Source organism: Pseudomonas sp. ASL4, assembly GCF_056680395.1.
This window is the reverse complement of sequence record NZ_CM155280.1, coordinates 2,222,274-2,241,779: the sequence shown is the minus strand read 5'-3', so window position 1 is coordinate 2,241,779 and position 19,506 is coordinate 2,222,274. Positions and strand designations below refer to the sequence as shown.

The 19,506-nt window shown below is 60.5% G+C and carries 18 protein-coding genes; 7 read left to right on the top strand and 11 right to left on the bottom strand.

What is annotated here, in order from left to right; genetic code table 11:
• The first annotated feature begins 33 nt into the window (after nt 1-33).
• The 3 genes from AC1MEW_RS10150 to AC1MEW_RS10140 all read left to right on the top strand — a co-directional run bounded on the left by AC1MEW_RS10150 (nt 34) and on the right by AC1MEW_RS10140 (nt 4,683).
• The gene (locus AC1MEW_RS10150) at nt 34-1,800 is read left to right on the top strand and encodes a sensor histidine kinase (protein WP_201256016.1); all 1,767 of its coding nucleotides are present in this window, start codon (nt 34-36) and stop codon (nt 1,798-1,800) included.
• Nucleotides 1,794-3,128 carry a sigma-54-dependent transcriptional regulator gene (locus AC1MEW_RS10145; protein WP_480426184.1) on the top strand — a complete coding sequence of 445 codons (1,335 nt, stop codon included), beginning with the start codon at nt 1,794-1,796 and terminating at the stop codon, nt 3,126-3,128. Before AC1MEW_RS10150 ends, AC1MEW_RS10145 begins: the two co-directional genes overlap by 7 nt.
• Before the next feature lie 232 nt (nt 3,129-3,360).
• Nucleotides 3,361-4,683, top strand: a complete 1,323-nt coding sequence (locus AC1MEW_RS10140; protein WP_201206238.1) for an MFS transporter — start codon at nt 3,361-3,363, stop codon at nt 4,681-4,683.
• Nucleotides 4,684-4,801: 118 nt separating this feature from the next.
• Here AC1MEW_RS10140 and AC1MEW_RS10135 read toward each other — a convergent pair whose 3' ends face one another.
• Nucleotides 4,802-5,557, bottom strand: coding sequence for a COG4705 family protein (locus AC1MEW_RS10135; RefSeq protein ID WP_201206240.1), 756 nt, complete (start codon nt 5,555-5,557; stop codon nt 4,802-4,804).
• 456 nt (nt 5,558-6,013) lie between these two features.
• Between AC1MEW_RS10135 and AC1MEW_RS10130 the strand changes: the two genes are divergently transcribed.
• Together AC1MEW_RS10130 and AC1MEW_RS10125 are read left to right on the top strand one after the other, a co-directional pair.
• Entirely contained in the window at nt 6,014-6,247 is a 234-nt protein-coding gene (locus AC1MEW_RS10130) for a hypothetical protein (protein ID WP_480426183.1), read from the top strand.
• 253 nt (nt 6,248-6,500) lie between these two features.
• Nucleotides 6,501-7,130 carry a flavin reductase family protein gene (locus tag AC1MEW_RS10125; RefSeq protein ID WP_201206243.1) on the top strand — a complete coding sequence of 210 codons (630 nt, stop codon included), beginning with the start codon at nt 6,501-6,503 and terminating at the stop codon, nt 7,128-7,130.
• Between the two features lies 1 nt (nt 7,131).
• On the opposite strand, the gene AC1MEW_RS10120 is transcribed toward AC1MEW_RS10125, so the two are convergent.
• Together AC1MEW_RS10120 and AC1MEW_RS10115 are read right to left on the bottom strand one after the other, a co-directional pair.
• A complete protein-coding gene (locus AC1MEW_RS10120; protein WP_480426182.1) occupies nt 7,132-7,362 on the bottom strand; it encodes a hypothetical protein in 231 nt (76 codons plus the stop codon).
• A gap of 41 nt (nt 7,363-7,403) precedes the next feature.
• Nucleotides 7,404-7,757 carry a putative quinol monooxygenase gene (locus tag AC1MEW_RS10115; protein ID WP_201206246.1) on the bottom strand — a complete coding sequence of 118 codons (354 nt, stop codon included), beginning with the start codon at nt 7,755-7,757 and terminating at the stop codon, nt 7,404-7,406.
• 335 nt (nt 7,758-8,092) lie between these two features.
• Between AC1MEW_RS10115 and AC1MEW_RS10110 the strand changes: the two genes are divergently transcribed.
• Nucleotides 8,093-9,022, top strand: a complete 930-nt coding sequence (locus AC1MEW_RS10110; protein ID WP_201206248.1) for an AraC family transcriptional regulator — start codon at nt 8,093-8,095, stop codon at nt 9,020-9,022.
• A gap of 141 nt (nt 9,023-9,163) precedes the next feature.
• Here AC1MEW_RS10110 and AC1MEW_RS10105 read toward each other — a convergent pair whose 3' ends face one another.
• The 6 genes from AC1MEW_RS10105 to AC1MEW_RS10080 form a co-directional block, all read right to left on the bottom strand.
• Complete coding sequence (locus tag AC1MEW_RS10105; RefSeq protein WP_201256018.1) at nt 9,164-10,219, bottom strand: ABC transporter ATP-binding protein; 1,056 nt, start codon at nt 10,217-10,219, stop codon at nt 9,164-9,166.
• A 15-nt stretch (nt 10,220-10,234) separates the two neighbouring features.
• Nucleotides 10,235-11,083 carry an ABC transporter permease gene (locus AC1MEW_RS10100; RefSeq protein ID WP_201256019.1) on the bottom strand — a complete coding sequence of 283 codons (849 nt, stop codon included), beginning with the start codon at nt 11,081-11,083 and terminating at the stop codon, nt 10,235-10,237.
• Nucleotides 11,080-11,988 carry an ABC transporter permease gene (locus tag AC1MEW_RS10095; protein ID WP_201256020.1) on the bottom strand — a complete coding sequence of 303 codons (909 nt, stop codon included), beginning with the start codon at nt 11,986-11,988 and terminating at the stop codon, nt 11,080-11,082. Before AC1MEW_RS10095 ends, AC1MEW_RS10100 begins: the two co-directional genes overlap by 4 nt.
• A gap of 141 nt (nt 11,989-12,129) precedes the next feature.
• Nucleotides 12,130-13,233 (bottom strand): ABC transporter substrate-binding protein, encoded by a 1,104-nt coding sequence (locus AC1MEW_RS10090; RefSeq protein WP_201256021.1) that lies wholly within the window; start codon nt 13,231-13,233, stop codon nt 12,130-12,132.
• A gap of 218 nt (nt 13,234-13,451) precedes the next feature.
• Entirely contained in the window at nt 13,452-14,900 is a 1,449-nt protein-coding gene (locus AC1MEW_RS10085) for an aldehyde dehydrogenase family protein (RefSeq protein WP_480426181.1), read from the bottom strand.
• A gap of 8 nt (nt 14,901-14,908) precedes the next feature.
• A complete protein-coding gene (locus AC1MEW_RS10080; protein WP_322269496.1) occupies nt 14,909-16,546 on the bottom strand; it encodes a 5-guanidino-2-oxopentanoate decarboxylase in 1,638 nt (545 codons plus the stop codon).
• A gap of 159 nt (nt 16,547-16,705) precedes the next feature.
• On the opposite strand from AC1MEW_RS10080, the gene AC1MEW_RS10075 reads away from it, so the two are divergent.
• Nucleotides 16,706-17,587 (top strand): LysR substrate-binding domain-containing protein, encoded by an 882-nt coding sequence (locus AC1MEW_RS10075; RefSeq protein WP_201256023.1) that lies wholly within the window; start codon nt 16,706-16,708, stop codon nt 17,585-17,587.
• Between the two features lie 94 nt (nt 17,588-17,681).
• Here AC1MEW_RS10075 and AC1MEW_RS10070 read toward each other — a convergent pair whose 3' ends face one another.
• Nucleotides 17,682-18,296, bottom strand: coding sequence for an NAD(P)-dependent oxidoreductase (locus AC1MEW_RS10070; protein WP_480426180.1), 615 nt, complete (start codon nt 18,294-18,296; stop codon nt 17,682-17,684).
• A 267-nt stretch (nt 18,297-18,563) separates the two neighbouring features.
• Nucleotides 18,564-19,445, bottom strand: a complete 882-nt coding sequence (locus AC1MEW_RS10065) for an MBL fold metallo-hydrolase (RefSeq protein ID WP_480426179.1) — start codon at nt 19,443-19,445, stop codon at nt 18,564-18,566.
• Between the last annotated feature and the right edge of the window lie 61 nt (nt 19,446-19,506).

Sequence of the window (19,506 nt, the reverse complement as noted above, 5' to 3'; positions counted from 1 at the left end):
TGCCCGCCCGACTTCCCACCTATTTGCGCCAGCATGCTGCCGACTTCCCGTACCCTGCGTTTGTCGTTGTATACCCTGTTGATCCTCGCCGGCGCAGCCCTCGCTGCGGGGCTGGCGATGCGTCACGCCGAACGTCAGGCCCTGGAAGAAGACGCCGCCCGCGCCAACCAGCAACTGGCGCTGTACGCCAATTCCCTGCACACCCTGATCGACCGCTACCGCGCCCTGCCCGCCGTGCTGGCGCTGGACCCGGAATTGCGTTCGGCCCTCGATGGCCCGGTGAGTCCTGAACAACAGGACCTGCTGAACCGCAAACTGGAAAAGATCAACGGCGCCGCGCAGTCCTCGACCCTGGAATTGCTCGATCACACCGGCCTGGCCGTGGCCGCCAGCAACTGGCGCTTGCCCAGCAGTTACGTCGGCCACAACTACGGCTTTCGCCCCTACTTCAGCCAGACTCGAACTCAAGGCACCGGGCGCTTTTATGCGGTGGGCGTGACCAGCGGCATTCCCGGTTACTTCCTGTCCAGCGCGGTGACCCGGGACAACGGAGAGTTCCTCGGCGCCATGGTGGTGAAACTCGAGTTTCCCGAACTTGAGCGTGAATGGAGCCAAGGCACAGACACGCTGCTGGTCAGCGATGCCCGCGGGATTATCTTCATCGCCAACCAGCCGGGCTGGCGCTATCGCCAGTTGAAACCGCTGAGCGACAGCGATCACGCCGAACTCAAGAACACGCGCCAATACGACAAGCAACCGCTGTCGCCGCTGGCCTATCAATCGAAACGGCGCTTTGACGACAACAGCGACCTGGCGCAAGTCGAGGGCCCCGACGGCACGGCGGATTACCTGTGGGAATCCCTGCCGCTGCCCGCCGAAGGCTGGACCTTGCACCTGTTGCGCCGCCCGCAAGTCGCTTTCGAAGACAGCCGCAATGCTGGCCTCGCTGCCGCCGGGTTATGGCTGGCGGTGGTGTTTCTGTTGCTGTTCCTCTACCAGCGCTGGCGCTTGGCGAAAATGCGTCAGCGCAGCCGCGAAGAACTCGAACAATTGGTGGAAGAACGCACCCGCGACCTGCGCACCGCCCAGGACGGTCTGGTGCAATCGGCCAAACTTGCAGCGCTGGGGCAGATGTCCGCGGCGCTGGCCCACGAAATCAACCAGCCGCTGACCGCCCAGCGCATGCAGCTTGCTACTCTGAGGCTGCTGCTCGATCACGGCCGGGTCGATGACGCCTACAAGGCGCTGAAACCGGTGGACGACATGCTGACGCGTATGGCTGCGTTGACCGGCCACCTGAAAACCTTCGCCCGCAAAAGCCCCAGTGGCCTGCGCGAACGGCTGGACCTGGCGGCGGTGGTCGATCAATCCTTGCAGTTGCTCGATGCGCGCCTGCGCGATGAAAACGTCAGCACCGTGCTGCACCTGACGCGCCCGGCCTGGGTCCGTGGTGATGCGATTCGCCTGGAACAAGTGCTGATCAACCTGCTGCGCAACGCCCTCGACGCCGTGCAGGACAAACCCTGCAAACGCCTGGAAATCCGCCTCGAAGCCGATGAGCAACTGTGGCGCCTGAGCGTTTCCGACAACGGTGGCGGCATTGCCGAAGAACACCTGCCGAACGTCTTCGATCCATTCTTCACCACCAAACCGGTGGGCGATGGCTTGGGCCTGGGGCTGGCGGTCTCGTTTGCCATTGCGCACGAATCCGGTGGGCGCCTGTCGGCCGACAACCACGACAATGGCGCGGTGTTCACCCTGACCTTGCCGATCGATCTGGAGGTGCCCCTCTCATGCTGAATTCGGTGATCGTGGTCGACGACGAAAGCAGCATTCGCAGCGCCGTAGAACAGTGGCTGAGCCTGTCGGGATTCGAGGTGCAGCTGTTCAGCCGTGCCGATGAATGCCTGGCAAAGTTGCCGGCCCACTTCCCCGGCGTCATCCTCAGCGACGTGCGCATGCCCGGCATGACCGGCCTGGAACTGCTGGCCGAAGTGCAGCGGCGTGATGCCGACTTGCCGGTGATTTTGTTGACCGGCCACGGCGATGTGCCGATGGCGGTCGAAGCGATGCGCGACGGCGCGTACGACTTCCTCGAAAAACCCTTTAGCCCGGAAACCTTGCTCGGCAGTTTGCGCCGGGCCCTGGAAAAGCGCCGGTTGGTGCTGGAAAACCGGGCCCTGCACGTACAGGCCGATAACCGAGCCAAACTCGACGCCACGCTGCTGGGTGTGTCCCGCGGCTTGCAGACGTTGCGCCGGCAGGTGCTGGACCTCGCGACGTTGCCGGTCAACGTATTGATCCGTGGCGAAACCGGCAGCGGCAAAGAGTTGGTCGCCCGCTGCCTGCATGATTTCGGTCCGCGTGCTGACAAGCCGTTCGTGGCCCTGAACTGCGCGGCGATTCCCGAGCAGTTGTTTGAGGCCGAGCTGTTCGGTCACGAAAGTGGCGCGTTCACCGGCGCCTCGGGCAAGCGCATCGGCAAGCTCGAATACGCCGACGGCGGCACGCTGTTTCTCGATGAAATCGAAAGCATGCCGCTGGCGCAGCAGGTCAAGTTGTTGCGGGTGTTGCAGGAGCAGAAGCTTGAGCGGCTGGGGTCTAACCAGAGCATTCGTGTGGACTTGCGGATCATCGCCGCGACCAAACCCGACCTGCTGGACGAAGCCCGCGCCGGGCGTTTTCGAGAGGACCTGGCCTACCGTTTGAACGTCGCCGAGTTGCGCCTGCCGCCGTTGCGCGAGCGCCGGGAAGACATTCCGCTGTTGTTCGAAACCTTTGCCCAGCAGGCGGCCGAGCGCCTGGGACGGACCTTCCCGCCCTTGAGCGGCCCGCAACTGAGCCATCTGCTGAGCCACGACTGGCCGGGCAATGTGCGGGAACTGGCGAACGTGGCCGAGCGCCAGGTATTGGGCCTCGGTGAGCCAGAACCGGCGGGCATCGACCCTGGCCAGTCGCTGGCGGCGCAACAGGAAGCGTTTGAAGCGCATTGCTTGCGCGCGGCGCTGACCCGGCACAAGGGTGATGTGAAAGCGGTGCTTGAAGAGCTGCAACTGCCGCGCCGCACGTTTAATGAAAAGCTTCAGCGGCATGGGTTGAGTCGGGAGATGTTCCTGCACGACAGCTGATTTTTGTAGTGACGGCACTTGCCCGCGAAGAGGCCGGTGCAGACAAAGCAACTCCCAACCTCAATGAGCAATTTTCCGCTCACAGACACCAAGCAATAAGCGGATTTCCGCTCAACAAAACCTCCTACCCCCTCTAAACCGGCCCTCCGCCCTTTGGCACAGCTCCTGCTATAGCCCCAGCAGGCTGCGTTTACACGCGCTCCACAAAAACAATTAAACGAAGGATCCTTCAATGGATAACTCCAACGCCCTGCCCCTCGGGTCGGCCGTCGCGCCCGCCAAAGAAAGAACCACTTCGAGCCGGATCAAATCGATCTTCAGCGGCTCGGTCGGCAACATGGTCGAGTGGTACGACTGGTACGTCTACGCCGCGTTCTCGCTGTACTTCGCCAAATCTTTCTTCCCGGCGGGTTCCACCACTGCGCAACTGATGAACACCGCCGCGATCTTCGCCGTGGGCTTCCTGATGCGTCCGATCGGTGGCTGGTTGATGGGCCTCTACGCGGACCGTGCCGGTCGTAAACGTGCGTTGATGGCCTCGGTGTACCTGATGTGCTTCGGTTCGCTGCTGATCGCCCTGAGCCCCAATTATGAAACCATCGGTATCGGTGCGCCGATCCTGCTGGTGTTCGCTCGCTTGCTGCAGGGCCTGTCGGTCGGTGGCGAGTACGGCACTTCGGCTACCTACCTCAGCGAGATGGCGACCAAGGAACGTCGCGGCTTCTATTCCAGCTTCCAGTACGTGACGCTGATCTCCGGTCAGCTCATCGCCCTGGCGGTGCTGATCGTGCTGCAACAGGTGCTGACCACCGAACAACTGTACGCCTGGGGCTGGCGCATCCCGTTCGCCATCGGCGCGCTGTGTGCGGTCGTGGCGCTCTACCTGCGTCGTGGCATGGAAGAGACCGAGTCGTTCAACAAGGTCAAGAAAGAGAAGAAAGAAAGCGCCATGCGCACGCTGATGCGCCATCCCAAGGAACTGATGACCGTGGTCGGCCTGACCATGGGCGGCACTCTGGCGTTCTACACCTACACCACCTACATGCAGAAATACCTGGTGAACACCGTCGGCATGAGCATCACCGACTCCACCAGCATCTCGGCGGCCACGCTGTTCCTGTTCATGTGCCTGCAACCACTGATTGGCGCGTTGTCGGATAAGGTGGGTCGTCGGCCGATCCTGATTGCCTTCGGCGTGCTCGGCACGCTGTTCACCGTGCCGATCCTGACCACCCTGCACACCATCCAGAGCTGGTGGGGCGCGTTCTTCCTGATCATGGCGGCGCTGATCATCGTTAGCGGCTACACCTCGATCAACGCGGTGGTCAAAGCCGAACTGTTCCCGACCGAGATTCGTGCACTGGGCGTTGGCTTGCCGTATGCACTGACCGTGTCGATCTTCGGCGGCACCGCCGAATACATCGCGCTGTGGTTCAAGAGCATCGGCATGGAAACCGGTTACTACTGGTATGTCACGGCCTGCATCGCGGTGTCGTTGCTGGTGTACGTGACCATGAAAGACACCCGCAAGCATTCGCGGATCGAGACGGACTGACTGCTTTATTTGAGGTGACTGTTCCGGCCTCATCGCGAGCAGGCTCGCTCCCACAAGGATCTGGTGTACGCAGATCCAATGTGGGAGCGAGCTTGCTCGCGATGTGGGCAACTCGGCTTTAAGTCAACTCGGCAACCGCTCGCTTGCCATACTTGTTCTGCGCGTAAGCCGCGCCCGCAATCATCACCACCAAAACCCCCGCCAACACCAGCGACGAGCCAATGGTGCCGAAATCCAGGCCGCCCTTTTCATGGGGTTTAGTCAGGAAGTCGCCCAGGGTTGCGCCGAATGGCCGTGTCAGCACGAACGCCACCCAGAACAACAGCACCGACGAAATCTTCGTGAAGTATTTGAGCAGCACCACCACCGCGATGGTGGAGCCGATCAACAGTGCGCCGCCGGCAAAGCCCAGGCCCGAGTCGTCGGCCAGGTAATCGCCGAGCGCAGTGCCCAAGGTGTTGGAAAACAGAATCGCCATCCAGTAGAACATCTCGCCACGAAAGGTCTGGACCTTGCTGACGTTCAACGAGTCGCCGCTCAGACGCCAGGCTGAGAAGATCCCCGCCAGAATCGCAATCAGGATCATCGAACCCGTGGCGTAACCCAACCCGAGGGTGCGGTCCATGAAGTCGGACATGGTGGTGCCGGCCGTGCTGGTGGACAGAATCACGATCCAGTACAGCACCGGCTTATAGGTTTTGGACATCAACTGCGTGACCAGGGTCAGCACGAACACACTGATCAAAATCAGCGAGCTGATGGCGTAGCCGACGTTGAGGGTCATCGACAGCAAGTCACCGGCGGTTTCCCCCAGGGTCGTCGCACAGATTTTCATCACCCAGAACGCCAGGGTGATTTGAGGCAGCTTATTCATTACGGGTAAAACTCCAGTGGTCATGACGGCCGTTTTCTTAGGGTTATGGCCGACGCGCAGACTGGCGGCGAAGCGGTGAAAAATAGGTAGGTGCTGTATGAAAAATCTGTCATGCAAGCAAATTGCTTCACGCATAACCCGGCAAAATCACTAATCCCCGCGACCTTTTCCAGCCGGGCGCATCCATACCCGCATGACGCACGTATATCAGTTGCAGGCCCCAAAGCGACGAAGGCCTGAGGGTCGGGTAGACCTGCATGAAAAAACTGTCATCCCGGATTAATCACCGGTTAATGCCCGAAACTCATCCTGCTCCTGCCTGATCGATTAATTGCGATGCGCTCAACCAAGCCCCGAAAGCGAAAAAGCCCGACGACCTTAATATCTAATTAATCGATAGTTTTTAGCATTAAATTGTAAATTCAAATCAATTTAAATGAACCTGGAGTCACTAACATGAAAACTCAACTGTTCTTCGCTCTGGCCCTCTCCGTACTGGCGGCCAACACCTACGCCGCGGATGGTTCCGACAAAACCGGCACCGCAGACTTCATTTCTGGAGCCACTGCTGCCGTCGAACACACCCACTCGACGGCTGTTGCCTCGGATGGTTTCGATCACACCCGCACTGCTGGCGCCATCGCCGCTGATGGCTTTGATAAAACCGGTACGGCGGGTGCCATCGGTTAACACTTGGAGGGCATTGAATAGCCCGGCTTCGGCCGGGCTTAGTCGTTTTGGGGGGTACGCAAAGTTCGACATCAACACAAACCACTGTGGGAGCGGGCTTGCTCGCGAAAGCGGTGTGACATTCAACAATGATGTCGACTGACACGCCCTCTTCGCGAGCAAGCCCGCTCCCACAGGGATCTGCGTCTGACTGGAAATTACCTGCGCGCACTTGCACTATGGCCAATGCCCCTCTTCCAGGAAATCCAGCGCCATGCCCGACGACATCCACTTCTACGAACCCGCCAACGGCCACGGCCTGCCCCATGACCCGTTCAACGCCATCGTCGGCCCGCGCCCCATCGGCTGGATTTCTTCGCAAGATGCCAATGGTCACCTGAACCTGGCGCCCTACAGCTTCTTCAATGCGTTCAACTACATTCCGCCGATCATTGGTTTTTCCAGCGTCGGGCGCAAAGACAGCCTGAACAACATCGAGCAGACCGGCGAGTTCGCCTGGAACCTGGCGACCCGGCCACTGGCCGAGCGGATGAACCAGAGCAGCGCCATGGTCGCGCCCGACACCAATGAATTCGAGCTAGCCGGATTAACACCCGCCGCATCGAAAATCATTCAGGTGCCACGGGTCGCTGAAAGCCCGGTGTCCTTTGAATGCAAGGTCACGCAGATCATTCAGTTGCAGCGCGCGGACGGGAACGTGGTGCCGAGCTGGCTGATTCTCGGCGAAGTGGTCGCCGTGCATATCGCCAAGTGGCTGTTGAAGGATGGGGTGTACGACACCGCCGCGGCAGAACCGATTCTGCGCGGCGGCGGGCCAGCGGATTACTTTCAGCTGGGACCAGAGGCATTGTTCAAAATGTATCGCCCGGGGGCAAAAAAATAACTTACCAGAGCAGGCCGGCGTCTTCTTTGACGTCTTTGAGGCGGGTCAGCTCTTTGGCCGCGGCCAGATCGGCCTCGTTGGCAGTCTTGAAGATTTGCCCTTCAAGCACTTTATGAAAGCGCGGCGCACCCGCGCCACCGATGGCTTTGACGGCGATCGCGGCGTGGTAACCCCCCTCGCCCGGTACGACAGCGGAAACAGCTTCAAAATGATCAAAGGCTTTACGTGCCATGTCGCGGATCCTGGCTAATTGAGAATGGAGCCATTAAACCCTCAACCGGCCAGTTTGTGTACCTGCGCCGTGGACTGACCCAACGCCTGGGCAGCCGAGACATCCTTGAAGGTATGGAAATCCAGGCTGTTGACCACCAGGTCTTGTACCAGCTCGGCGAAAATCTCCATGGCCGGCGTGTTGAAGTAAGCAGTCATGGCCTGTTGATGGGTCCAGAAACCGGACACCAGCCACAGGTCCGGATCGCATTGCGAGTGTTGCAGGGCAAAGCTCAGGCAACCGTTGGCTGCACGCGATGGTTCGATCAACGCGCTCAGGCGAATACCGAGTTCTGCCGAACGCCCGGCGCGGGCACGAACGAAGGCCATATGACTGACGGGGATCTGCGTAGACATGTTCAACCCTCCCAGGGAGTTGTGTAGCAGCCAGGGACGGGCTGCGACAGGATCCAAGATTAGGCGGCGCAACAGGGTTGCCGTTAGTCGATTCCTGCCGGCTTGTTGCACAATCCTGCGAGGATCAGTGAATCGGCCTGAAACGCCGGTCCAGACATGTCTGTGCGATGACACAACGGTTTCAAGCAAGTTTCAGCGCCGCGACACGGCTAAAACAATGCCGCGAAACAACCCAATGCAGAATCAGGCAAGCATCAGGCAGGATGTGTCTACCACTGTGGCTTGCACAAACTTATGCTCTTCCCATCAACAACGCCTCACCGAGGAGGCCCTGCATGTCGTCGTTCGATCACTTTCAAGCCCCGCTGGACGCCGACATGGAGAAACAGCGCGAGGAACTGGCCGCGATCATCCGCCGCAATACCAGCGAGGATGGCAATTACGCCACTGCCGTCAGCTCGCTGTTCATGTCGCGTCACAGTCAAACCCATCAGTTCGCCCCGGTGCTGGCGCAACCGGCACTGTGCATCATGGCCCAGGGGCGCAAGGAAGTTCGGCTGGCCGACGAAGTCTTCAATTACGACCCGCTCAATTACCTGGTGGTGTCGGTCTCGATGCCGGTAACCGGCCGCGTGGTGACCGTCACCTCTGAAGAGCCGATCCTCGCCGTGCGGCTGGACATCGACCCGGCGGAAATCACCGCGCTGATCGCCGACGCCGGCCCCATGGGCGTGCCGACCCGGCCCACCGGGCGCGGGCTGTACGTTGAACGACTGGACGCGGCGATGCTCGACGCCGTACTGCGCCTGACCCGTTTGCTCGACACGCCAAAAGACATCGCCATGCTCGCGCCGCTGATTCGCCGGGAGATTCTGTATCGCCTGTTGCGCAGCCAGCAGGGTCATCGACTGTATGAAATAGCCATCGCCAACAGCCAGAGCCATCGCATCAGCCAGGCGATCAAATGGCTCAACGGCCACTATGAACAGCCGTTGCGTATCGATGATCTGGCGAAGGAAGTGAACCTGAGCGTGTCGACGCTGCATCACCGCTTCAAGGCGATGACGGCCATGAGTCCGTTGCAGTATCAAAAGCAGTTGCGATTGCAGGAAGCCCGGCGCTTGATGCTGGCCGAAGGGCTGGAAGCGTCGGCGGCGGGGTATCGGGTGGGGTATGAAAGCCCGTCGCAGTTTAGCCGGGAGTACAGCCGGTTGTTCGGGGCTCCGCCGCTACGGGATTTGGCGCGGTTACGATTGAGTGTTTAGCTGAGATTTGTGTTGGTTGTGCCGCCCCCTTCGCGAGCAAGCCCGCTCCCACATTTGACCGCATTCTTCAGAACTACTCGGTCTAATGTGGCAGCGGGCTTGCTCGCGAAGAGGCCAGTCAAGGCAGCATAAGGCTAAAGGTCAGGCGCTGAGTACTCGGCAAGCCTCCGCCGGCAACGTCACCGAAACCGGATTGCCGATACTCAACCCAAACCCCTGACACGGCGTGCTCAGCGCGGTAAACGACACCCCTGAACACTCCACCGTCGTTTCAATCGTCGCGCCAATGTCGCGCACAAACGTCACCTTGCCCAACAGGCGATTCCCCGCCGTGGCTTGCGGTTGCGACAGTTGCAGATCCTCAGGGCGAATCAGCATCTTGATCTTCTCCCCGACCACAATACTGCTGCAGATCGGCACTTCCAGCGCATCACCACCGGGCAAGCCAACCTTGCCATTACCCAGCGCGGTGGCCGGGAAGATGTTGCCCGAGCCGATAAAGTCCGCGACAAATTCATTGGCCGGATGACGATAGATCTCAATCGGCGTGCCCACTTGCTGCACCTTGTGCTCACCCAGCACCACGACGATATCGGCCATGGTCATCGCTTCACGCTGATCGTGCGTCACCATGATCGTGGTGATGTTCAGCCGTTGTTGCAGCTGACGGATTTCCACCTGCATCGATTCACGCAACTTGGCGTCCAGCGCCGACAGCGGCTCATCCAGCAGCAGGATTTTCGGCCGCGAGGCAATCGCCCGGGCAATCGCCACGCGCTGGCGTTGACCGCCGGAAAGTTTCGCCACCGGGCGATCAATCATTTCCTGCAGTTGAATCAGTTCCAGCAACTCCACCACCCGCGCCTGCTGATCGGCCTTGCTCACGCCGCGCAGTTTCAGCGGATAAGCGATGTTCTCCCCCACCGTCATGTGCGGAAACAGCGCCAGCGACTGGAACACCATGCCGAAGTTACGCAGGTGCGCCGGGGTGTGGCCGATGTCCTCACCGTCCAGGCGAATCTCGCCGCCGGTCAGGGTTTCGAGCCCGGCGATCATCCGCAGCAAAGTGGTTTTTCCGCAGCCCGACGGGCCAAGAAAACACACCAGTTTGCCCTCAGGCAAATGCAGGTTTACATCCTTTACCGCGCAGGCCGAGCCGTAATGTTTCTCGACGTTTTCCAGAATCAGACCAGTCATGTTGCACCTCAAGAATCAGAACGAAACGCCACCTTCACCAACCAACTTTTCGAGCGCCCAAATCAGGACGAAGTCGATCAGCACGATCAGCACGGCAAACGAGAAAACGGTTGGGTCGAGCGATGACACGGTGCGGCTGTACATCCAGATCGGCACGGTCATGACATCGATGGTGTAGAGGAAATAGGTCACGGTGAATTCGTTGAACGAGACGATGAACGCCAGCAGCATCCCCGCCAGAATCCCCGACTTCATCAGCGGCACCACCACATCGACAATCGCCCGGGTCGGCGAGGCGCCGAGCATTTGCGCGGCCTCTTCGACTTCGCTGCCAATCGACAGCATCGCCGCCGTGCAGTTTTTCACCACGAACGGCAACGCGAGGATCACGTGGGCGATCACCAGCCGCGAGGTGGTCATCTGGAACGGCAAGCTGTCGAACACCAACAACAATGCCAGGCCCAACACCACCATCGGGAACACCAATGGCAGCGACATCAATTGCAGGGCCACGGCTTTGCCACGGAACTCGCAACGGGTCAGTGCGTAAGCCGCCGGCACTGCGATGATCGTGGCGAAGACCATGGTCAGGCACGCCACCATCAGGCTGGTAGTCATGGCTTTGCCCAGGCTCAGCACATCGCTGGCGTCCGGCGAAGCGAAGGTGTGCCAGGCCGCGCGATACCATTGCAGGCTGTAGCTGCTGGGCGGAAAGTCGAGGTTCGAGGCGCCGCTGAACGACATGACGATCATCGTCAGGATCGGCAGTACCGCCAACAACAGGATAAAACCGGACAACACGCCCGCGAACTTGCCGGTTTCCCCGGGCAGCAGCGAATAACGCTTCTTGGTCAACGTGCTCATTGCGAAGCCTCCAGCATGCGCCGACGACGGCCAGTGATGTATTCAGACAACGTCATGATCGCCAGGGTAGTAATGATCAACACCACACCGGCAGCGGACGCGGCGGGCCAGTTCATCAGCGGAGCGATCTGGTCATGCACCATCACCGCCAGCATCGGCACCCGGCGGCCACCGAGCAGCAGCGGCACCACGAAGCTGCTGGCGTTGTAGGCGAACACCAACGTCGCACCGGTGATGATCCCCGGAAAACTCATCGGCAACACCACCTGACGGAACACCTGGAAGCGGCTGGCGCCCAGGGTCGCGGCAGCTTCTTCGTAAGTTCGGGCGACGCCACGCATGGCGCTGGCAATCGGCAGCACGGCCAGCGGGAACGCGGTTTGCACCAGGCCCATCAGCACGCCGTTCTGGTTGTACAGCAGCATGATCGGTCGCTTGATCAGGCCCAGGCCCATCAGCGCCTGATTGAGCATCCCGCCCGGGCCGAGAATCACCAGCCAGCCGTAGCTTTGCAGCAGCAGGTTGACCAGCAACGGCAGCAGCACGGCAGCGAGGAAGATCCGTCGAATAAACGGCGAGGTCAGGCGCGACATGGTGTAAGCCACCGGGATCGCCAGCAGCACCGCGATCACCGCGCTGAACAGCGCCAGGCGCAGGGTCAGCATCAGGGACTTGAGGTAATACGGTTCCAGCAACTGGGCGTAACTGGCCAGGCTGAACCCGGTCCATTCCGCGCCTTTGGTGCCGACGCTCATGCGCAGTACCAGCAGGCTCGCAGCAATCAGCACGCCGAGAAACAGCATCGATGGCGACAGGAAAAACCAGGCGCGGGCGGTCGGCGACACACCACGGCGCGAACGCACTGGCACGGCGGCGACCGGATGAGTAAGAGGTTGGTGTTCCATAGCAAAGGTCTCGTCAATGGAAGATCAGAAATATCCGCGCACCCGGTCCTGTAGGAGCTGCCGAAGGCTGCGATCTTTTGATCTTTTCAGAGCCGCCGAAGAACAGGATCAAAAGATCGCAGCCTTCGGCAGCTCCTACGATCAGGAAGAAAAGATTTCCGTGTAGCGACGAATCCATTGGTCATGCACGGTGGCCAGGAAGGCGTTGTCGTGCATGATCGCCTTGTCGGCAATCTGCTCTGGCGTAAGGATGTACGGGCTCTTGCGCGCTTCGGCGGAGATGATCGCCTTGGCGTTGACCGGGCCGTTGTAGATGTCTTCAGCCATCTTGCCCTGCACCAGTGGGTCCAGAGAGTGGTTGATAAAAGCGTAGGCCATGTCGGTATCGCCGGGGCGATTCTTCGGCATCACCGATTGCATCAGGTCGGTGTAGAAACCTTCCTTCATGCCGAAGGTTGCACTCAGACCGTAGGCCGGATCGCGGATCTGTTTCGGGAAGAACGCGGGTGCGTACAAGCCGCCCATGTCCAGGGAGCCAGTGCGGAACAGCTCGGCAATCTGGTTCGGGTTTTCGCCCAGGGTCACCACGCGCTCTTTCAGTTCAGCGAGCTTCTTGAAGCCGGGCTCGACGTTGTGTTCGTCACCACCGGCCAGTTTGGCGGCGATGATGATCAGGTCCATGGCCTCGGTCCAGTTCGGCGGCGGCAGGAAGATGTTCGGGGCCAGGTCTGCGTCCCACAGCGCGGCGTAACTGTCCGGCGCTTCTTTCTGGGTGCGGGTGCTGTAGACCAGACTGTTGCACCACAGCAGGTAACCGATGCCGTGACCGTTGGCGCCCGTGCGGTATTTCTCCGGCACGTCCACCAGGTTCGGGATGCGGTTGAGGTCGGGTTTTTCCAGCAGCCCGGCGGCGGCCAGACCTTCGGCGCCGACGCCTGCCAGGGTGATGACGTCGTACTGCGGACGATCACCGCCGGCCTTGAGTTTGGCGACCATTTCCGAGGTACTGCCGGTGCGGTCAGCAATGACCTTGCAGCCGTACTTCTCTTCGAAAGTCGCCGCAATGTTGCGCAGTGCCGCCAGACCGGTGTCATCGGACCAGGTCAGCAGGCGCAGGGTCTTGCCCTGGAAGCGCGTGTCGCTGGCATTCGCCCGGATGAAGGGCATGCTCATGGCCGCCGCTGCAACCGATGCTACGCCCACGGTTTTGATGAATTGACGCCTGTTCAGATCATGCTGGCCCATGAAGGACTCCCTTTGTTTTTTTAAGTATGAGGTTGGTCGCAACCGTTGCATCCGCGCGCTCAGATCTGCGTTAAGCCCCCGGTTTGAAAGGGCTTGAGCTGAGTCGACGGCTTCATCCTGAGGTCGTGCAAAACACCTGACTATCGATAAAAACTCATTGTAGCCATGACCCTGGCGCATGCCTCAGAACGAGGCATGCGCTCACCTTTTTCGAGCGCTTAGACGGCCCGAATCACGTGTTTTATTTCCTGGAAAGCCTGCAAGCCCCACGGCCCCAACTCGCGGCCGATGCTGCTCTGTTTGTAGCCACCCCAAGCGGTCTGCGGGAAGATCACTTGCGGCGCGTTGATCCACACAAGGCCCGCTTGCAGAGCGTTGGCGACCCGATCAGCGGCAGCGTTATCACGGCTGACCACGCTGGCCACCAGGCCGAACTGGCTGTCGTTGGCCAGGGCAATCGCATCGGTTTCGGAGGCAAAACTGCGTACGCAGATCACTGGCCCGAAAATCTCTTCACACCACAGCGCACTGTCGAGGGGCACTTCGGTGAAAATCGTCGGCTGCAAAAAATATCCGCGCGGCAGATCGGCCGGACGATTGCCGCCGCAAATCAGCCTGGCGCCAGCGCTCAAGCCACGATCAATGTGGCCGAGCACGCGCTGGTATTGCGCCTGATTGACCAGTGCGCCCATCTCCACGTTCGGGTCGAACGGGTCGGCCACGCGAATCGCTTCGGCGCGGGCCTGCAAACGGATCAGGAATTCATCCGCCAGTTCATCGGCGACCAACACGCGGCTGGTGGCCGAACACATTTGCCCGGCGTTGAAGAAACCACCGCCGCAGGCCAACTCCACGGCCAGTTCAATGTCGGCGTCTTTGAGCACCAGCAGTGAGGACTTGCCGCCCAATTCCAGACTCACGCCCTTCACGGTTTCAGCAGCACGTTGCATGACCTGAACACCGACCGCGTTGCTGCCGGTGAAGGAAATCTTGGCGATGCGCGGCTCAGCCGAGAGCGGCGCGCCGACCGCCAGGCCAGTGCCGCAGACCAGGTTGAACACGCCCTTGGGCAGGCCGGTCTCGGCGATGATCGCGGCCAGTTCCAGCTCTGGCAACGGCGTGACTTCCGATGGTTTGAGCACCACGCAGCACCCGGCAGCCAGGGCCGGGGCGAGTTTCCAGGCAGTGGTGACCATCGGGAAATTCCACGGCACGATCAGCCCGACCACACCGCAGGGTTCACGGCGCAGGCGTGCGTTGAAGTCGTCGCTCGGCAGCTCGACGGCGCTGTCCTGTTTGGCGTCCAGGCCCTCGGCCAGACCGGCGTAGTACTCGAACGTGGCGATCACGTCGTCGACGTCGATGGCCGCTTCGAACAGCGGTTTGCCGTTGTTGCTCGACTGCAAATGCATCAACTGTTCGCGACCGGCCTTCACGCCATCGGCGATTTTGCGCAGGATCGCACCGCGCTCGGTGCCGGTGGTTTTTGACCAGTCGTTGAAGGCAAGGGTCGCAGCATTAACGGCTTGATCGACGGCATGTGCATCGCCGCCATTAACGGTGGTCAACAGGGCTTCGGTGGCCGGGTTGAATACACGCAGGTGTTCTTGGCCGGCAGACCATTGGCCGTCGATGTACAAACCATCGAGAGCCGTTGGGAAAGTCATGCGAAAACTCATTTCGACACCGCCTTCATCCACGAAGTCTGATCGATTTCAATCAGGGTCGGGCCCTGACGATCGGTGGCAGCACGCAGTGCGCTGCGCAATTGCTCGACACCGTTGACCGCTTCGGCGGCGCAGCCCAAAGCCTTGGCCACACCGATAAAGTCCGGGGTGTAGATGTCCACGCCCACCGGTTCGATGGCGCGGTTGACCATGTACTTTTTGATTTCTTCGTAGCCCTGGTTATTCCACAGCAGGACGATTACCGGCGTGCACGCTTCAACGGCGCTGGCCAGTTCCGGCAGGGTAAATTGTAGACCGCCGTCGCCGATCAGGCACACCACCGGAGGACGCGAAGAGCCCTCAACGCTGCCGCCGAGCCAGGCGCCGATTGCCGCCGGCAAGGCGTAACCCAAGGTGCCGTAACCGGTGGACGAGTTGAACCAGCGGCGCGGGCGCTCCGGGTTAAAGGTCAGGTTGCCGGTGTACACCGGTTGGGTCGAATCGCCGACAAACACAGCGTCCGGCAGCTCGTGCAGCACGGTTTCGAGAAATCGGGTCTGGGCCAAGGTTGGCGCATCCCAGGTGGCAGCCAGTTCTTCACGCAAGCGCGCGGCACGCACCTGGCCCCAATCGTTGCGACGCTCGGCCAGCGACTGGTGCGACAACGCGCTCAGCAAGGCTTGAGCGGCATTACGCGAGTCGGACACCAGCGCGACGTGCGGCGGATAGTTGCGTACGGTCTGGTCCGGGTCGATGTCCACGCGCAGCAGTTTGCCGGGGATTTCGAAGCCGCCAGCGAAGGTCACGTCGTAGTCGGTTTCGGCCAGCTCGGTGCCAATGGCCAGCACTACGTCGGCCTCGGCCACCAGGGCGCGGGTGGCGACCAGGCTTTGGGTCGAACCGATCAGCAGTGGATGGTTGGATTCGAGCATGCCCTTGGCGTTGATGGTCAGCGCGACTGGCGCGTCCAGCAGTTCAGCCAGTTCAGTCAGCTCGGCGGCGGCCTCGATGGCGCCGCCACCGGCCAGGATCAATGGGCGTTTGGCAACCGCCAGCAGTTCGGTCATGCGCGAAACGGCGGTCGGCGAGGCACCGGCGCGGTCGATGTTGACCGGGACGCTAGTGAGCAGGTCGTCAGCTTCTTCTACCAACACGTCCAACGGAATTTCGATGTGCACTGGACGCGGACGACCGGCCTGGAACAACGCGAACGCACGGGCCAACACGCCCGGCAACTCCGACGCCGACATCAGGGTGTGGGAGAACGCCGCCACGCCGCCGACCAGTGCACTCTGGTTCGGCAGCTCATGGAGCTTGCCGCGACCGCCGCCCAATTGGTTGCGGGTTTGCACGCTGGAAATCACCAGCATCGGGATCGAATCGGCATACGCCTGCCCCATCGCGGTGGTGATGTTGGTCATGCCTGGGCCGGTGATGATGAAGCAGACACCCGGTTTGCCGCTGGTGCGGGCGTAGCCGTCGGCCATGAAGCCGGCGCCCTGTTCGTGACGCGGAGTGACATGGTTGATGCTCGAACGGGCCAGCCCGCGATACAGCTCAACGGTATGCACCCCGGGAATGCCGAACACCTGCTCGACCCCGTAGTCTTCGAGTAACTTGACCAATACTTCGCCGCACGTCGCCATGTCTTTGCCCTTTTTGTTCGTTTGAGACGCCGAGCCTGCGCAGTGTTTATGATGCGTAGGCAAGCCCTGGGATGGCCTCATTGGAACGGGCGACAGGTAGCCGCAACAATGGATAAAAAGTCATACTAGCCATGTCCTCACGTCATACCTTGGGTCCTCATGAAACGACTGCCTCCCCTGCCCGCCCTGCACACTTTTCTGATCACGGCCCAATGTTGCAACTTCACCCGGGCGGCCGAGCAGTTGCACATCACTCAGGGCGCGGTGAGTCGACAGATCGCCGGGCTGGAAGATCATCTGGGTTATGAGTTGTTCATTCGACAAGCCCGAGGCCTGGACTTGACCGCCGAAGGACGGGAGTGGCTGCCGCGGGTTCAACAGATTTTCGGCTTGATCGGCGAGGCGGTGGAGCAGATCGGAGCGAAGCGCGAAACCCTGCAACTCAAGGCCCCGACCTGCGTGATGCGCTGGTTGTTGCCGCGCCTGATGCAATGGCAAAAGGAGCGCCCGGACGTGCCGGTGGAGCTGACCACCACGGTGCGGCACGGGGTGGATTTTCATCGTGAGCAGTTCGATGCGGCGGTGATCTATGGCGCGCCACCAGACACTTCACTGGCGTCACTTCGGCTGTTCGATGAGCAACTGACCCCGGTTTGCTCGCGGCCATTACTCGAAGGGCCGGTGCCATTGCACACGCCGCAGGATCTGGAACAACACATGCTGCTGCACCCCACTCGCGACGAACGCGACTGGAAAGCCTGGCTGGCCACGGCGGATATTCACTTGAGCAATGTCAGCAAGGGCCAGCATTTCGAAACACTGGACCTGGCGATGTCGATGGCGTCCCAAGGGACGGGTGTGGCGATTGGCGACTGGTCGTTGATTGGCGATGACCTGAGTGCCGGGCGGCTAGTCATGCCCTTTGAATTGAAGGTGAAAACCGGGTTGGCGTATTACCTCGTGTTGCCGCAGAAGCCCGCACCTTCGCCGAAGTTACAGGAATTGTTGGGGTGGTTGGTGGAGCAGGCTCAAGCTCGCTGACACCCTAAAAAGCTTCGCGAGCAGGCTCGCTCCCACATTGAAATGCGATCAAATGTGGGAGCGAGCTTGCTCGCGAATGGTTTCAGCCGCGCTATCAGTAACCGACTGCAAACCGCTGACGCGAATGTTTCGGTGCTTCAACTTCATCCAGCAGCGCAATCGCATAATCGGCGAATGTGATCCAGCTCCGGCCTTCAGCACTCACCAGCAAATCATCCTTGCCGATCCGGAACTTGCCGGTGCGCTCACCTTCCACAAACTCCGCCGATGGCGACAGGAAGGTCCAGTCCAGTTCCTTCTCCTGACGCAGGTTTTCCAGGAACACCGCACCGGCACTGGCCTCAGCCTTGTACGCTTCAGGGAAGCCTTCGCTGTCGATGACACGGCCGCCATTAGGCAGCAACAACGAACCGGCACCGCCCACCACCAACAGACGTTTGACCCCGGCCTTTTTCACCGGCCCGATCACGGCACTGGAAGGCAACGTCGAGAAGTGCGCGGCGCTGATCACCACGTCATGACCGGCGACGGCGGCTTGCAGTGCTTCGGCATCCAGGGCGTCGACGTTCTTGCTGACCACACCGGCACGCTGGCCGATCTTCGAGGTATCGCGGGCGATGGCAGTGACGCTGTGACCGCGACGCAGGGCTTCTTCCAACAGTTGGCTACCGGCACGACCGGTGGCACCGATGATTGCGATTTTGCTCATGACGTTCTCCAGTTGGGTTATGGCTGCGATTTATGACGAGTGAAGCTTGTGTGAACGATGAAACCCTTGTGGCGAGGGGGCTTGTCGGATCGCCGCACCGCCCCGTTCGGCTGCGAAGTAGTCGCTAAACCTGAGAATGCGGTGTAGCTGAAGGAATGCAGGGGAGCCCTTCGCACTCCAACGGGGGCAAGTCCTCTCACCACAAAAGCTCCCTCGCCACAGTCATCATCTGCATCTCAAAGCCGCTTCAGCTTCAGGTACGGCGGATTACCACTTCATCTCGCCCTTGGCGACTTTCGCACTCAACTCCAGCGAGCTTTCTTCGCCCAGGGTCGGGTAGCGTTTTTTCATGGCTGCGATCAGTTCAGCAGAGTTTTTCGCCTTGGCGGTTTCTTCGTCGAAAGCCTTGATGTAGCCAGCGGTGAATTGCACAGCGGCCAGGGAACGAGCGCTCTCACCCAGGTAGTGACCCGGCACGATGGTCTTCGGTTTCAAGGTTTCGATCGAATGCAGCATCGTCAGCCAGTCGGCGTGGGATTGCGCCGTCTGAGTGTCGGCCATCCACACGTGGATGTTTTCAGCGACGACCACGCCACCGACCACAGCCTTGATCGACGGAATCCACACGAAGCTGCGATCCGGCTGCTTGCCGTCCAGGCCCACTACCTGCAATTTCTGCCCTTCGAGCATCAGGCTGTCGCCCTTGAGCACGCCCGGCACGATGGTTTTGGCCGGCACGTCAGCGCCCATTTTCGGGCCCCAGAACGCCAGTTTGCCCTCGACGGTTTTCTTGATGTGATCCACGGTCGGCTGCGAGGCCAGTACTTTGGCGTTCGGGAAAGCGGCGGTCAGGGTGTCGAGGCCGAAGTAGTAATCCGGGTCACCGTGGCTGATGTAGATGGTGGTCAGTTGCTTGCCGCTGGCGCGGATTTTCTGTACCACTTGCTCTGCCTGGGATTTGCCGAATTGCGCGTCCACCAGGATCGCGTCTTTCTCGCCGCTGACCAGTACCGATGTCACCGGAAAAATCGCCTTGTCGCCCGGGTTGTAGACGTCCAGGGTCAGGGTCGATGCGGCGGCAGCGTGAGCGGCGAAGCCGAGGGTGGCGGTTGCCAGGAGAATGCGCTTGATTGCGGTGAAACCGATCATCTGTTGCTCCGTTGTCCGAATGCCGTGCTTGGCGATGGGACAGAGCTTAGTTGCATGACTC

Coding starts and splice junctions, on each gene's coding strand:
- AC1MEW_RS10100 (WP_201256019.1), bottom strand. CDS start 11,083: ATGAGCACGTTGACCAAGAAGCGTTATTCGCTGCTGCCCGGGGAAACC.
- AC1MEW_RS10115 (WP_201206246.1), bottom strand. CDS start 7,757: ATGTCTACGCAGATCCCCGTCAGTCATATGGCCTTCGTTCGTGCCCGC.
- AC1MEW_RS10070 (WP_480426180.1), bottom strand. CDS start 18,296: ATGAGCAAAATCGCAATCATCGGTGCCACCGGTCGTGCCGGTAGCCAA.
- AC1MEW_RS10125 (WP_201206243.1), top strand. CDS start 6,501: ATGCCCGACGACATCCACTTCTACGAACCCGCCAACGGCCACGGCCTG.
- AC1MEW_RS10105 (WP_201256018.1), bottom strand. CDS start 10,219: ATGACTGGTCTGATTCTGGAAAACGTCGAGAAACATTACGGCTCGGCC.
- AC1MEW_RS10085 (WP_480426181.1), bottom strand. CDS start 14,900: ATGACTTTCCCAACGGCTCTCGATGGTTTGTACATCGACGGCCAATGG.
- AC1MEW_RS10150 (WP_201256016.1), top strand. CDS start 34: ATGCTGCCGACTTCCCGTACCCTGCGTTTGTCGTTGTATACCCTGTTG.
- AC1MEW_RS10090 (WP_201256021.1), bottom strand. CDS start 13,233: ATGGGCCAGCATGATCTGAACAGGCGTCAATTCATCAAAACCGTGGGC.
- AC1MEW_RS10130 (WP_480426183.1), top strand. CDS start 6,014: ATGAAAACTCAACTGTTCTTCGCTCTGGCCCTCTCCGTACTGGCGGCC.
- AC1MEW_RS10135 (WP_201206240.1), bottom strand. CDS start 5,557: ATGAATAAGCTGCCTCAAATCACCCTGGCGTTCTGGGTGATGAAAATC.
- AC1MEW_RS10095 (WP_201256020.1), bottom strand. CDS start 11,988: ATGGAACACCAACCTCTTACTCATCCGGTCGCCGCCGTGCCAGTGCGT.
- AC1MEW_RS10110 (WP_201206248.1), top strand. CDS start 8,093: ATGTCGTCGTTCGATCACTTTCAAGCCCCGCTGGACGCCGACATGGAG.
- AC1MEW_RS10145 (WP_480426184.1), top strand. CDS start 1,794: ATGCTGAATTCGGTGATCGTGGTCGACGACGAAAGCAGCATTCGCAGC.
- AC1MEW_RS10075 (WP_201256023.1), top strand. CDS start 16,706: ATGAAACGACTGCCTCCCCTGCCCGCCCTGCACACTTTTCTGATCACG.
- AC1MEW_RS10140 (WP_201206238.1), top strand. CDS start 3,361: ATGGATAACTCCAACGCCCTGCCCCTCGGGTCGGCCGTCGCGCCCGCC.
- AC1MEW_RS10120 (WP_480426182.1), bottom strand. CDS start 7,362: ATGGCACGTAAAGCCTTTGATCATTTTGAAGCTGTTTCCGCTGTCGTA.
- AC1MEW_RS10065 (WP_480426179.1), bottom strand. CDS start 19,445: ATGATCGGTTTCACCGCAATCAAGCGCATTCTCCTGGCAACCGCCACC.
- AC1MEW_RS10080 (WP_322269496.1), bottom strand. CDS start 16,546: ATGGCGACGTGCGGCGAAGTATTGGTCAAGTTACTCGAAGACTACGGG.